This window comes from Anaerovibrio sp. (assembly GCF_045637405.1).
Classification (GTDB): domain Bacteria; phylum Bacillota; class Negativicutes; order Selenomonadales; family Selenomonadaceae; genus Anaerovibrio.
Genome location: NZ_JAZTZI010000017.1, coordinates 14,466 through 28,851, shown reverse-complemented (window position 1 = coordinate 28,851; position 14,386 = coordinate 14,466). Strand labels below are relative to the sequence as shown.

8 protein-coding genes are annotated in these 14,386 nt (G+C 46.6%); all 8 read right to left on the bottom strand.

Going from position 1 to position 14,386, the window contains the following annotated elements; all coding sequences use genetic code 11:
• A partial coding sequence (locus ACKI5G_RS01345; RefSeq protein ID WP_407396913.1) for a glycosyltransferase family protein occupies positions 1-675 on the bottom strand: 675 nt, incomplete at its 3' end.
• A gap of 1,082 nt (positions 676-1,757) precedes the next feature.
• Positions 1,758-3,329, bottom strand: a complete 1,572-nt coding sequence (locus ACKI5G_RS01340; protein WP_407396911.1) for a hypothetical protein — start codon at positions 3,327-3,329, stop codon at positions 1,758-1,760.
• A 31-nt stretch (positions 3,330-3,360) separates the two neighbouring features.
• A complete protein-coding gene (locus ACKI5G_RS01335; protein WP_407396909.1) occupies positions 3,361-5,058 on the bottom strand; it encodes a phospho-sugar mutase in 1,698 nt (565 codons plus the stop codon).
• Between the two features lie 54 nt (positions 5,059-5,112).
• Complete coding sequence (glf, locus tag ACKI5G_RS01330; protein ID WP_407396907.1) at positions 5,113-6,231, bottom strand: UDP-galactopyranose mutase; 1,119 nt, start codon at positions 6,229-6,231, stop codon at positions 5,113-5,115.
• A 16-nt stretch (positions 6,232-6,247) separates the two neighbouring features.
• Positions 6,248-7,504 (bottom strand): TIGR02679 domain-containing protein, encoded by a 1,257-nt coding sequence (locus tag ACKI5G_RS01325; protein ID WP_407396905.1) that lies wholly within the window; start codon positions 7,502-7,504, stop codon positions 6,248-6,250.
• Positions 7,497-11,660: a TIGR02680 family protein gene (locus ACKI5G_RS01320; RefSeq protein ID WP_407396903.1), complete on the bottom strand. Its 4,164-nt coding sequence runs from the start codon at positions 11,658-11,660 to the stop codon at positions 7,497-7,499. Before ACKI5G_RS01320 ends, ACKI5G_RS01325 begins: the two co-directional genes overlap by 8 nt.
• Positions 11,661-11,683: 23 nt before the next feature.
• Entirely contained in the window at positions 11,684-12,871 is a 1,188-nt protein-coding gene (locus ACKI5G_RS01315) for a TIGR02678 family protein (RefSeq protein WP_407396901.1), read from the bottom strand.
• 3 nt (positions 12,872-12,874) lie between these two features.
• Positions 12,875-14,371: a TIGR02677 family protein gene (locus tag ACKI5G_RS01310; RefSeq protein WP_303726139.1), complete on the bottom strand. Its 1,497-nt coding sequence runs from the start codon at positions 14,369-14,371 to the stop codon at positions 12,875-12,877.
• Positions 14,372-14,386: the final 15 nt, after the last annotated feature.

Genomic DNA, 14,386 nt, shown 5'->3' with positions numbered 1-14,386 from the left:
AGGATGAAGTTCGCCGCCGTACTCCTTCAAGAATATTTTCTGATATTTCTTATATGATGGATCCAGAGGCTTCTCCTTTGGGCAATGAATACACCAAAAATCATCCGCCTGCTGTGGTACTACCACTTTATAGCCGTGACGCCACATTTCCATGGACTGGGCAATTTCATAAAAATGCCAGCCGTTAAATAAATCCTCCCGCCATGGCAAATCCACCTGGGTGGCAAAGAGCAATCCATCTACGGCTTCCACATCCACATAGGCTCCGTCAATATCCCGGCAGGTGCTGTCCACCACACTTTCCGCCTCACAGGCGTGCAAAACCCGTCCAACAGTGCGCAGGCCATCCCACCAAATACCACTCTTGGGCAGCTTGCGGGCACCAATAACCCCCAAAGCTCCAATGGCTTTATCCTTAAATATATTGAGCAAATCCCCAATAAAATTCTTGTTGGCAATAAAGGTATCCTGATGAATATACACCTTGTATTTTGCATCCGTCTGCTTCATACCCATGTTGTAGCCATGGCACATGGACTTTGCCCCCCGTACAGGTATAAGCTCCACCTTCATTCCTTCAGGCACCTTTAAATTATTAATATACAGCTGGCACTCCCCGTACCAGTCCTCCTTGTTTACACAGGTAATAAAGGCAATCTTTTGTTCAGGAGGGATATACGCTGTAGCGGCGGTCTCTGTTAGTATTGCCTTATTTTCTGCTGGATACTCTGCTGCCATTTCCACGGAATTCTCCAGTTTTTTTTCCGCTGAGCCTTCTTCACCGAAAGGAATATACGGCACATCCACAGCCTTTAAAAAGGTATCTGCCCATTCCCCATGGCCCATCCGATAAAGCTGAAAAACAAAGCTTTCTGCAAAGGTCTTTCTATGAATAATAGCCTGCTTTACAAAATCAGCCACATATTCCGGAAAAATCATATTTCCCTCAAAGAGCTGCCACAGCTTTTCTGCATTCTCAGCCACATCAATGCCATATTCTATGCGGCGGAGGCGATTGGACAGCTCCCGACGTATTTCCTTGGTATAGAGCTTTTTCAGGGCAATTATCTCCCCAATGGATTTGGTGGCCTGTACCATCCATGTCCGCACCCCTAAATCGTTGGAATGATTTTCAAACCCCATATTTTCAAGTTTTCCAATGAAATCCTTATCCACCTTGGAACCGTCATCAGCAGGCAAAAAACAGGCGTCCTTATAAAAGGAGGCCGCTAAAAGGGACAGCATTTCGTCCCGGGTAAATACATGGGTGCATACGTGGTAAAAATGTCCCTCCATCAAATCGCGGATATTTTTCCAATACCGGGCATTGGTAAAGGAGGTTAAAAGACATCCCGTGTCCTTTAAATAAAGTCCCAGCCCAGAAGCAATATCCTGGGGATTCCAGGCCTCCAAAAAAAGCTCCTCTCCTAAAATTATATCAAAAAAATCTTCCTCCAGAGGCAGCTTCTCGCCGAGATAGTTCACTGTAAACCAGCGAATATCCATATTCTGAAATTGTTCATCCCGGGGCAAATCCTCATCTGCCGCCACCACAAAAAGCTCCGCCCGGGGCATAAGTGAGCGAAGCTTATAAATATATTCCACATTTTCAATAAGAAGAACCTTAAGTGGCTCCTCCGTTTCATGTATAAAATTAAGTAAACAAAGTGCCTTTTCTTCAGTCATTTTTTCTACCTGATAATCATACCGGCTAACTAAATCTTATCCAGCAATTCTTATGATTTGTAACTCATTAATTATTTCGTGGCCATCAAGGAATGGTACAGCTTCTCCACCTGGGCAGCATATCCCTGTTCATCCATCAAAGGAGAACTCTTCACCATATCCCTCAGCTGAAAACGCAAATCTCGCAGGATATCCGGATTATTGCCCAAAGTCGCAGCAATTTCCACATATTCCTCGGCATTATCCGCAGCCATATCCCCAAGGCCCACGTTCATCAGCATACTATATCCAAAACGCTGTCCCCGGCTATCCCCATACAGGCTTACCACAGGAACACCCATGTACATGGCCTCAAAGGTAGTCATTCCCCCAGTATAAGGAAAGGTATCCAAAGCTATATCCATATCACCATATTGGCTAAGATAATCATGGCTAAAAGGACGAAGCTCCACCCGTCCCGGTGATATGCCACATTTTTCCAGCCGTTTTTCCATATAATCACGGCCGCTTTCACTGTCGAACAGCTTATGCTTTAAAAGGAGTCTGCTATTGGGCACCTTATTTAAAATACGCCCCCAAAGCTGAAGCATATCATCCGTTACCTTGCTGAAATTATTAAAGCAGCCGAAGGTTATAAAGCCATTTTTCTTACACGGAGTTTCCGTAACCTCAGGCATTTTTTTAAACAAATGGAAACAGAAATGGCTTCCCTTGACGGCTAAAAGGCGTTCCACATAGGCATCCTGCTTTTCAGCGGTACAGCAATACTGGTCTCCCAGTACATAATCCACGGCCTCCATACCGGTACTTCCCACCCAGCCAATGGCTGACAGCTGAATTTTTGCCGGCTTGTAGGCCAGAACCGGCAGCATATTATTTGAGGTATGTCCCCCCAAATCCACCAATATATCTATTTCATCAATATAAATCTGACGGGCGATTTTGTCATGACTCCAGCCGTATACCTGGCGCCACACATCAGCTTTTTCACGGAAGGCCCTGGTTACTGAGTCCTCACCCTTATTTCCGCAATAGCAGAAAATCTGGAATTCCTTGCCATTGGCTTTGTCCACCAAAGGCCACAGCAACGAGGACACAGGATGCTGCTGATAGTCGCTGGAAAGATAGCCTATGCGAATGCGATGATGGTTCCAACGCTTCTCAGAAACAGAACCCACATCCCCCTCGGACAGCAACGCATCATAGCCTGAATAAAGGACACGCCAAAACTCCCTGTCCGTATTTGGCAGGGATGCCGCTGCAAAAATAGCATTACTGTATTCCACCAGCCGCTGACGCCAATCCTTTTCCGTCTCCACCGATTGCAGAAAGCTCTCCACAGCCTTATCTGCACGGCCGACGGTATTGTAGGCCTGTCCCAGCAGGCTGTACACAGTACCCTTTAATTCCGGCTCATCCTCACAGCCACTTTTCTCCAGCTGTTCCAATATGGACAGCTCACCCAGCACATCCTCAAGGGAGCGCTTGATATACGCCCCCAAAAGCTGTGCCTTGGAAACCTGAGAGCCCCCTGCATCCAGCAGAGCCCCCATGGCATTGTCCGCCTCCTGAAACCGCCCCATTTTCCATAGGTCATGAATCTTAATATAAAGTTTCCAGCATTCCTTGGTCATTTCCGCCATAAAATTCACCCATCACAAAATGTTTTCCAAACTAAACCGACGCCACCAGCTTCCCGCAGGCCTCAGCTATCTCCTTCTCCACAACCCCTGCCAATTCCTTGTTATCTGCACTGACACTAAGGTAAATCTTCAGCTTTGGCTCTGTACCGCTAGGACGCACCACAAAGGAAATATTGTTTTCCAGCTTAATTTTCAGCACATTGGATTTAGGAAGTCCATTCAGTCCCTGACTATAATCCTCAACCTTAACCACCTTCCTGCCGGCAAATTCATCGCCTTCACCAATTTGCTGACGGGTATGGTCCATAATGGCCTTCATCTTGGTCATCCCCGCTGAGCCGTCAAATTTATAGCTATGAAGAGTATTCAGGCAATATCCGTATTTAGCATACAATTCTGCCAGCTTATCCAAAAGGGATATGCCCTGACTCTTGTAGAAGCTGAACATCTCACAGATCATGTAGGCACCGTCCACGCCATCCTTATCCCGGACATAGCCACCGGTAAGGTAGCCATAGCTTTCCTCAAAGCCAAATACATATCTGTTTTCTTCTCCACGACCCTCCAAAATTCCTATCTGTTCACCGATAAATTTAAATCCAGTTAAAACATTTATCGTTTCCAGACCATAATCAGCTCCAATTCTATCTGCCATATCAATGGTAACAATGGTCTTTAAAAGAAGCGGGTTTTCGGGCATGGTTTCGTACTTTTTCCGCTGGGCACAAATGTAATCCAACAAAAGTAGCCCTACCTCATTGCCGCTAAGGAGCTGATAATCTCCATTTTTATCCTTCACTGCAATACCCACACGGTCGCAATCCGGATCCGTGGCCAGCATTAAATCTGCCCCCGTCTTACGGCAATACTCAATGCCTAAGGCCAACGCCTCCTTTATTTCAGGATTTGGATATGGGCAGGTTGGGAAGTTTCCATCAGGCTTTTCCTGCTCCTCCACCAAGGTAATATTGGTATATCCCTCTTCCCTTAGAATACGGGTCACCGGCTCAAGACCAGTTCCATTTAAAGGGGAATAAACAATGGACACATTCTTGTCTATGGCATCCCCATAAAGAACTGACTGTTTTTTTACTTCCTGCAGGAAGCTGTCGAAAACTGCTTCATCTATATAAGTAATTCTTCGTGACTCTAGGCCAATGTCAAAGGACTCGCTGTTCACCCCGTCAAAAATATCCACGTTTTCAATGGCTTCCAAAATTTCAGCTGCTGCTTTGGTGGTAATCTGACAGCCATCATGGCCGTAGACTTTATAGCCGTTATACTGGGATGGATTGTGGGATGCAGTTATCATAACACCGGCACTGGTCCCTAAATACCGCACAGCATAAGAAACAGTAGGCACTGGCAAAAGACGGTTCCAGATAAATACCTTCACTCCGTTAGCAGCAAAAACTCCAGCCGCCACCTTGGCAAAAAGCTCCGAATTTATACGGGAATCATAACCAATGGCCACACTGGCCTCATTGCCGTACTCTTTACGCAAATAAGCTGCCAAGCCCTGGCTTGCCATGGACACGGTGTGAATATTCATGCGGTTAGTGCCCGCTCCAATTACTCCGCGGAGTCCTCCTGTACCAAAGGCCAAATTCTTGTAGAAGCTATCCTCAATCATGGCCTCATCATACTGATGAAGCTCCTGCTGTAGACTGTCATCCGCCCTGCTGAGCCAACGCTCATATTCTGTTTTATAATCTCGTGTTGATGTCATAATAATCTTCCTCTTTGGTAATCGTACCATCCAAATCAAAAATAAATTTTATCATTATTTCCCCAACTCAGCTTCCGCCGCTTCCAAAGCCTTGGCAATGGTCACATCCATATCGTAATAGGAATATGTGCCCAATCGGCCGCCAAAAATCACCTTTCCGAGCTTCGCAGCCTCTTCCTTATAGCTGGCGTATAATGCACTGTTCTTCTCATCATTAACGGGATAGTATGGCTCGTCCCCCTTTTTCCACTCTGAAGAAAATTCCCTGGAAATCACAGTTTTCGGCAAATCATTACCTGCCTCATCCTTGCCAAATTCGAACCACTTATGCTCAATAATTCTAGTCCATGGAGTCTCCCGATCAGTATAATTCACTGCCGCATTTCCCTGAAAATTAGGCATATCCAACAACTCATTTTCAAATCTTACTGAACGATACTCCAAGGTTCCCAGCCTGTAATCGAAAAATTCATCAATTGGACCTGTGTAAATAATCTTTTCAGCCATCTGCTCATACTCGGAGCACTGCTTTAAATAATCCACTCCAAGGCGCACCTCAATACCCTCAAGGAGATTTTCTATAAGCTTGGTATAGCCACCTATAGGAATTCCCTGGTAAAGGGCATTGAAATAATTATTGTCGTAGGTGTAACGTACCGGAAGCCGCTTAATAATAAAAGCCGGCAAATCCTTGCAGTCCCGGCCCCACTGTTTTTCCGTATACCCCTTAACGAGCTTTCCAAAAATATCCCGGCCCACAAGGGAAATGGCCTGCTCCTCCAAATTTTTCGGCTCCCCCTTTATCTCCTGACGCTGCTCAGCAATTTTTGCCGCCGCTTCCTCAGGAGTCACCACACCCCACATTTTATTGAAGGTATACATGTTAAATGGGAGGGAATAAATCTCCCCCTTGTAATTTGCCACAGGAGAATTGGTGAAGCGGTTAAACTCCCCAAACTTGGTTATATACTGCCAAACCTTTTTGTCATTGGTATGAAAAATATGGGCACCGTACTTGTGGACATTAATCCCCTCCACCCTTTCGGTGTAAACATTGCCCCCAATATGATCCCGACGGTCAATGACCAGCACCCTTTTCCCTGCTGCCCTGGCCTGCTGGGCAAACACAGCCCCAAAAAGGCCAGAGCCTACTATTAAATAGTCGAATTTCATAAGATAATCCCTTCTATTAAGTCAACTCATGTACCATTTTATCTAGTAAGCTTTCCTGATAAAGAACCTTTTTACATATACTCATTTCCTGAACCAAGTGTACCAGTTTAGGATGCACAATGGAAGGCAGTTTTTTCAAGCGACCATCCGGCAAATCGGTAACTGCCTCTTTGTAATCCTCCACCGACATATGCCATAAATCCACGTTATCATAACGGGACAAAATATGCTGGGCTATACTAATACCTTCCGGATCCAAATCGCCAGCATAAAGGATTTTCGCCCCACTCCTGCCAAGACCATCAAGAATAGCCCAAGAGGCCGCCTTAAGCTGGCCATGAAACGCTATCAAGGGACGGACCTTGCCTATAGCTGTCAATGTATCCAGCAAAGCAGAAAATATTCCTGAATTTTCCACAATATAAACAGGTGTATCTATTCCACCTACAGGCTCTATTTTATGGGCCTGAATTATTTCCCGCAATGGGATGTTTAGCGGAGAAAAGGATTTGGCACTCTCCCGCCAATAGGCAATTTCTTCCCCGTTTTCCCTATAGGCCACCAAACCGTACACCGTGGCAAAATTTAATATATCGTCCCGAATAACACGATATTGATATAATAAGCTGGTTCGCTCATGAGCTGCCACTGGCACAGTGGAGCCACTGATAAAGGCCATGGCCTGTAGCAGCAGTCGTCCGGCGGGCTGGTCAAAATCAAAGGCATGGGGATTGCCAGTGGCCCGATTGGCTAATACTGGCAACCGTTCATATACATTGGTAATAAGATCAAGACCAGTTGCCACATCATTCAGCAGCTCAAAATTGTAATATAACACCCCTTGGGACAACCTTAACTGACCATTTTTAAGGGCATATAGCCATTTTGCAGCCAATTCGGAGGAATGGGCGTCCAAAAGCTGGTCAAGAATCAGCTGACGTTTATTATGCTGTTGTCGACGCTCTTCCTGCTTGCTTACAAAATTGTCTGGCAACAACGATAATATAAACTTCTGTAGGTCAATCCCCTCAAAGCGGGTTTTAGCCCAGGCACCGGAAAACTCCCGAAAGGACACTCTGCCCTGCCCCTTAATTTCACGCCGCAGAAAGGCCCCCAAATCCCGCTGTTCCCTGTCTGATAACTGACTTAGGCTGGCAATACCACCGAAATGGCCCAGACTACGATATTTATGAGAAAAGGACCTCACCAGCCTTAGGAGGACCGGATGGCTATTAAAATATTTGATTGCCTCTTCCTGTAAACCATCATCCATTTGCTGTATCCTCCACCATTACCTGCTTGGTATTGCCATCCCAATGGTAGCCCAACACCGAAACGTAATTGGCATTGAGAGGCCGGAGCAATTCATATATATTCAGGCTTGGCACCACATCATAATCCCCCCATATCGCCTGGGAATTCATAATGTAATTAAAGCCCATTTGCTCCACCAATCTAAACATATCCCGCATATTTTGCTCATCTACCCCGGCAAAGGCCTCATCCAGAGTAATAAGCCGCGGTGCATTCTTCCCGGCATCCAAATACCGGGAATAGGCTGCAGAAAACAGTGGCACATACATAGCCATGGCCTTTTCACCGCCACTAAGCCGGAAAAAGGCCTTATCCGTAAGCTCCCGTCGCTTTATTTGTTCTCCCTTATCATAATACAGACGGAATCTAAACCACTGGCGATAATCCAATTGCTCCTTCACAGAAGCCTGGAAGGCATCGGCATCCTTTTCCATGATTTCCGCCGCCTCACGGGCCTTTCTGATGCGGTAGGAAAAATGCTGCTCCAATCGCTGCATATCCTCTTCCTTCATCAGCTCCGGATCGCTGCGAAGCAACTCCACAAGCTCTGCCGTATCCAGCTCATCCTCGTCGTCGCCTATTAATGGCTTCCACTCCAGTCTAAACCTTAGGGCACTGGATGTTTCACTCTTATCCATAAGCTTATTCATCTTCTTTATCCAGTCCTCAGCACCATATATTCTTTCGCTGATGGTACGACCAATACTGTTGAGAATAATCTCCTGATAAATTTGCTTATCCTGCTCCGACAACAAATTTTCCTGCTCCAGCAAATGGTTTTTTAGCTGCTCCAGCTGCTCGTAGGGACTTAATCCCTTGCCACCTATATCAGTAACCGCCAGTTGACGAACGGCATGATCCCTTAGGGCTTCCCAAGGAGGTAAAAACTGTTGCTCCTCCTCAGGGGAAAGGGGAATAAATTCTCCCACATCATCCATGGCCTCCCGTAGAGAGAAGCGATATTCAGCAATTTCATCCCTATGCTGCGCATATTGATTTTCCACCCGTTGCGCCAACGAATGAAGGCTTTGGGTCGCACGACTTTTCTGACGGTCCTGAATTATTTTCCGCAAATCCTTCTTGTCCCCCGTAAAAAAGCCCCTTTGCAGCTCGGCCTGTAAAAGGTCATTCCACCTTTCCCTCAGCTGTCTATAAACAGTCTGATGCCGGGTCAAAAGATTTAACTCGATGGTAATATTGGTTTTATTCCTTTCGTTTTCCCCCTCCAACCTAGAGGCCGTCATCAGCTCCTGAGGTATTTTGCCCAACCGGGAAATAACCGCACTAATGCGGGCCTCAACAGCAGCTGCATCCATGACCTCCAGCTGTCTGGTCAAGGCCTCGATGGTTTTCTTTAACTGCAAAATAGTAGTTTCCTGATTTTTCAGCTCACCCTTCAATATATCCACTTCACCACTGACATATTCCACATCCTGCTTGTGCTGACTTAGCAGCTCTGCCGTATGGGCATAGTCAGCCTGCAACAGGGTTAGGCTGTTATATGCCTCCCCGTATTCATTCATAATGGCCAATGCTTCCTCATAGGCTTGGGCAGAAAATCCTAATGCCGTTTCTCCCCGCATTTCCGTTATATCCAACCGTTCCCGTCGCAGCTCCAAAGTTAGCTTTTTTTGCTGCTCATCCTTTTCCTGAAGGCGAAGCCGCTGTTGCTCTATTTCATTGGCCTTACCCCTGGACTTATCATAAAGCAGCTGGGCTTCTTGATGGGATGGAAATTCCAGCTTTGCCCGGACTAATTTTTCATTCTTCAGCAGCAGCTCCTGCTCCCGGCACTGTTGCCTGGTTAACTGGTCAGTCAGTCCAGCTATTTCCTGCTCCTTAGTCTCGATTTGCTGGCGACGATACCTTTCCCGGGCCTGCTTACCGATAAATAACGCCTCTGACCGCTCAGCAGCCCGTCCGGCAATGCTGCCCAGACAATAACCTCCCTTTTCCAGATTCAAGGCAGTGTCACCATGGGATGGATACAGATTATCATCCACCACAATACTGGACAGAATATCGGCAATACGGGCTGATGACAGACCGCTATCCCCGGGAACAGGCTCCAAATAATTAATCAGAGAATCCGCCAGCATGACCACTTCACCACTAAACAGCACATTGCCCCGCATATTATCCGGCAGTTTATTGGCCATTTCATTGGTTTCCAGAATAATGGCATTTAACAGGCCAGCCTCCAATAAAGCCGATTCCAGGCGTTCACGGACATGAGCCGGAACCTGGGACCGAAATTCCGTAGCCTCATACAAAGGTAGAAAGGCAATATTATTTTCCTTAAGAGCGGCTCTGGCCAGCTTATAAGCCTCACCTAGGTCCGGTTCCGCCTCCTTCTTCTCCTGCAGAAGGCGCAATTCCTCTCGCTCACTGGCTAAATTTTCTTCAAGATGCTGAATATCGGCCCGCATCTGGCCTATGGCACCATCCAACTCCCGCTGATGGTGGCTGAACACATCACTTAAATGCTTTTCCACCTCCAGCCATTGACTGGAGGAATACAGCTCCCGGAGACATCCCACCAACTGGTTTTCCTGCTCCCCAGTAAAGGAAATAACATCCTGCCAGCTGGTTTTCCATTCATAAAAAGCCTTAATAATGTTTTCCCGTTCCCGCTCCAGTGCCTCCATTAATTGCTGATATTCGTAGGAATACTGGTCGAGACGCTTATTTTCTTCACCCAACTCCTGTTCATTTTGCTGAACCCGTTGCTGAATATTTTCGTAGGCCAACAGCCTTTTGTGCAGCTGCTGTAAGGTCTTAATATGATTTTGCCGCTCATTGCGCCACAGCATAAAATGACCAGCGGCATCTTTATCAGTTAGCTTAAAGCCCTGACTGATGGCTGCATGGGCCGAAAAATTCGCCTCCTGTGCCAGACCTTCTAAATTATCCAACACCTCAGCCACCTGCTTTTCCACCTCAAATAGCTTATATTCCTCGGCTTTAACCTGTTCCGATAAGGACAGCTCCCGTCGCCGCTTATCAGACAGCATCTGTACCCGATGGCTCCGCTCCCGTTCTTCACGTTCCAGCGTCAGCTGAGTCTCCTTTTTCTTCTCTGCTGCTTTATACGCCTCATTTTCCTGCAAATCAGACTGCTCCTGGCGCAAGGTCCGTTCCTCCACTGCCAGCTCCTGTTGTTTGGTTCTGGCATTTTCCGCCTGCTCTGAAGCCTTTGCCAGTAATTCCCGTTGCTGCTGCTCCTTATGTTCCAGACTGTTCAGTATATCATCGCATCTGTCTACTCCCATGGCCCGTTCAGCCAATACAGCTGTGTTATAGGTGGTATAAGCATTACAAATAGCCTGAAAGGCCCCCTGCTCCCGCTTTAGCTGTTCGATGGCCAGGCGGGTTTTCTCCATATTTTCCAGGGTTTCCGCCAACGGTCGCAAATCATCATCAGAAAGGGTTGGCAAGGAACCATTTAAGATTTCATATATTACACTTGGCTTGAAATCCCGGGACAATTTAGGGCTTCGCAGCTGAATCAGCAGCTTCATAAGCTCCTCATATTTCTGGATATCCTTGTAGCCAAAGATATATTGATTTACCATGGCCATATATTCCCGCTGTTCCGTAGTCACCCGACCATCCTGTCCAATGGCGTTTTCCAATTCCCTTTTCGTCAGGGGTAGCTTTTGCTCCTGGCCATTTTCCGGATTTTTGCTGACGTGATACAGCTGAATATCATGACCTATACGGCGGCCATTTTGCAATATAAAGCCCCAAAAATCCACCTTGGATGAGCCACGGCGGGCATGAAGTCCTATGCCAGTAGTAATATATTGGTCGCTGTTTTCCCGCTTATATTCCAAAAACAGATAGCCGGTACGCTCATCATAATCGCTTATTTCCTTTTCCCCCAACAGATAATCATCCATGGTACGTGACTTGGAGCCAAAGCTATCCAGCCTGTCCGCCCGTTTCACCCCATCCAGCAGAACAGTCACCAGACTTTGCATGGTTACTGATTTACCAGAGCCGTTACTGCCCCGCAGCAGCAGTCGGCCATCGGCAAAATAGAATTCCGCCTCATCGTAATACCAATAATTTAAAATACCAGCTCTATACGCCTGCCATCTATTTTCACTCATTCTTCGTCCCCCGATTTGCTCTTTTACTTTTTGCCAGTATAATCCGCAGGATATACCCCTTCATGGCGAAACAGAGCCGACTGCACAGTAATCAGACCATCTTCATCGACCTTCACCATACCCCAGGAAGTCATTTCCTCCAGCAATCTTTCTGATAGGCGTTTCAAACTCATCTCACGATACTCCTTTGTCCAGCCGGCTTTAGTATTTTTAGATAACTGCTCCAAATGCCCTTGCCATTGATTAATAGTCATGGGCTGTTTCACCTGCTCTGGAGAAAGCTCTCGTAAATAATGGGATAAGTGCAAAATAATATCGTGAATTCCACGAAAACGTACAGGAAATACGTCATTAAACCAAGTGGACTGCTCATGGGATACCGCCATAACCCCATTTTGATACAGCTCCAAATGAAGACCAAACCAATCCTGAATAATATCCTCAAGCCTGCCCCGTCTGTTGCGCAAATAGGCAAAGTCAGCCTCATACTCCCCCTGGCGATAAAACACCGGCTTCAATAACAATTCCCGATAAATCCGATTGCGACGATGACGCAGGGATCGGGCCTCCTCATTAGTGTCCGTGACGTAATCAGCCTCCAGCAAATCCTGCCATGAAACGTAATCCGACAGTTCCTTGGGAAATGACCGCAAAAAATAGCGGGCCAAATTAGTTACCTCATATAACGCCTCACCCGCAATAGCCCCATCGGCATTAAAGCCTTGACTTATAAATCCCGTGCTTTCATCGTCCACAATATTTATAATGCCTTCCTCCGCCAAAAAATTCAGCACTCTTATAAGGGACTTGCGCCAATTATAGGATTCCCAATTCAATCGTGGTGTATGAGCTTCCTGAGGATAGTAGGCCAACAGGGCCTCCGCCAAATCACCTAACAAAAACTGTCCCCCGGATTCATACTCCTCTAAAAAAGCCATCACACAGGCCAACAGAACATAATCCTCAATGCTTTGCATGGCAGCTATCCCCATAAAGCCCCATGGATTGGCAGGGATTTTTTCCAGCTTATAAAAATTCGCCGTTACCAATAGTGGCCAGCCACATTTTTCACGAAAAAATTGCCGTAGTGCTTTCTCATTACGGCGTATCAACAAATATTCATCCGGCATTTCCCGACGGCTAACCCAACGATTTTCCAGCAAAATCTGGGCCCCCCGCCGCAGCTCCTCCTGCTCACTAGCCTCTACCATAAATCACTGCTGTCCTTTCCTAATATAAAACTTCATGGCCGGCATGGAAAAATTCCCATCATCACAGTGAAGCACAATGGAAGCAGGATTTTCTTTATCGTAAGCCAGCTCAACCAAGGTGCCCAGCTCAGTGCGGACAGGATTTCTGTGCAATGCCCTTGCTACCCACCCAAGGAGAATCTGCCTTACCTCCCGACTTAGCACCGGCAAATCAGCAAAATCAATGACTCCATCTGAAGCAAGGTCATTTATGGTTTCCACCAATTTTCTTTGCTCGTCCAAATAGGCCTGTCGCACCGCGCTTTTTGCCTGTCCATGATCCCTGATCGGCACCTGACGCTGACGTTCCCGGTAGGTGCTAACCCTGGGCTTAAGCTCAAGGCGAGTTGGTGGCTCCTCCTCAATATGACTGTTCATGTCCTCCATTTCCCGACTTTCCGCATAAAAATGACGTCCGCCTGCAGGTCCAAAAACAATCGCGCTTAAGCAGTCAGCCTCATTCTTGGTATTAACCTGGGAAAACCAATGGGCCAAATGCAGGTACTCCGCCTTGCGGCTGCGGGAAACCTGCCTTTGCTCCGCTAAGCGTTGGGCGAATTTGGTAATACGTCGAATGGTATCCACCGTCTCCTTGGACAGCACCGACAGCTCACTTTCCCGATAATTGGTGCCCATAAACCATTCCCGCATAACCAAAAAGCTTTCCTGAAAATCATCAAAATATTCTTGGGCACTTTTTTCCTCACCCAAGCGGGGTATGGATAACTGATAATCCGTCAGCCGCTGAAACAGGCTATCTTCCAACTCTGAATTACTGCCTTTGAATAAATTCTCCATTTTCTGGGCTGAACGCTGCAGCCCGATGACGAAATTCTGCAGATATTGAGTAAAACGGTCCTTGTATACTATAAAGGCCACTGTCTGCATCCGTTCCTCCACCTTGGTGCTTTTTAAATGGGCCAGATAATCAGAGGAGTTTTCCACCAGTGTATGAAAATAATGCTGTAAATCCTCCCAAATCTGATGCAGTTCCTCATCAGTTACCGGATTATCCGGTATCAAAAATTCCCGTAATGCCCGTAGAATGCGATCAAACTGGGTGGTCTCCAGAGAACCGCTAAATTCCTCGCCAATGGATTTAAGCTTTTCCACCATGCGCTCTATCTCTACGGTATATGGCGTACACTGATAGCGATATCGCTTCTTCTTAAAATCCACTATGGTTTTGGCCCGACTGGTCTCCTGATGGGGAATTAGGTTTTTCCAGCCCACCAATGTGGCCAGATCCTGCTCCAGCTGCTCAAAGGAATACTCCCGAAAATTAGGATCTCGCTTTAATTCATGAAATATATCCTCGGGATAAACATAGGTCTGCATGTGCTCATGGCGCTTAAAACAAAAATGCAATATTGAGCGATAACGCCAGGTATTTTCCGTATTAAGATAGCTTATTTCGGAAATTCGCCGATAATCCTGCTCGTCCATTTTTTCTCCTATCATAAAAAACTCTTTCAT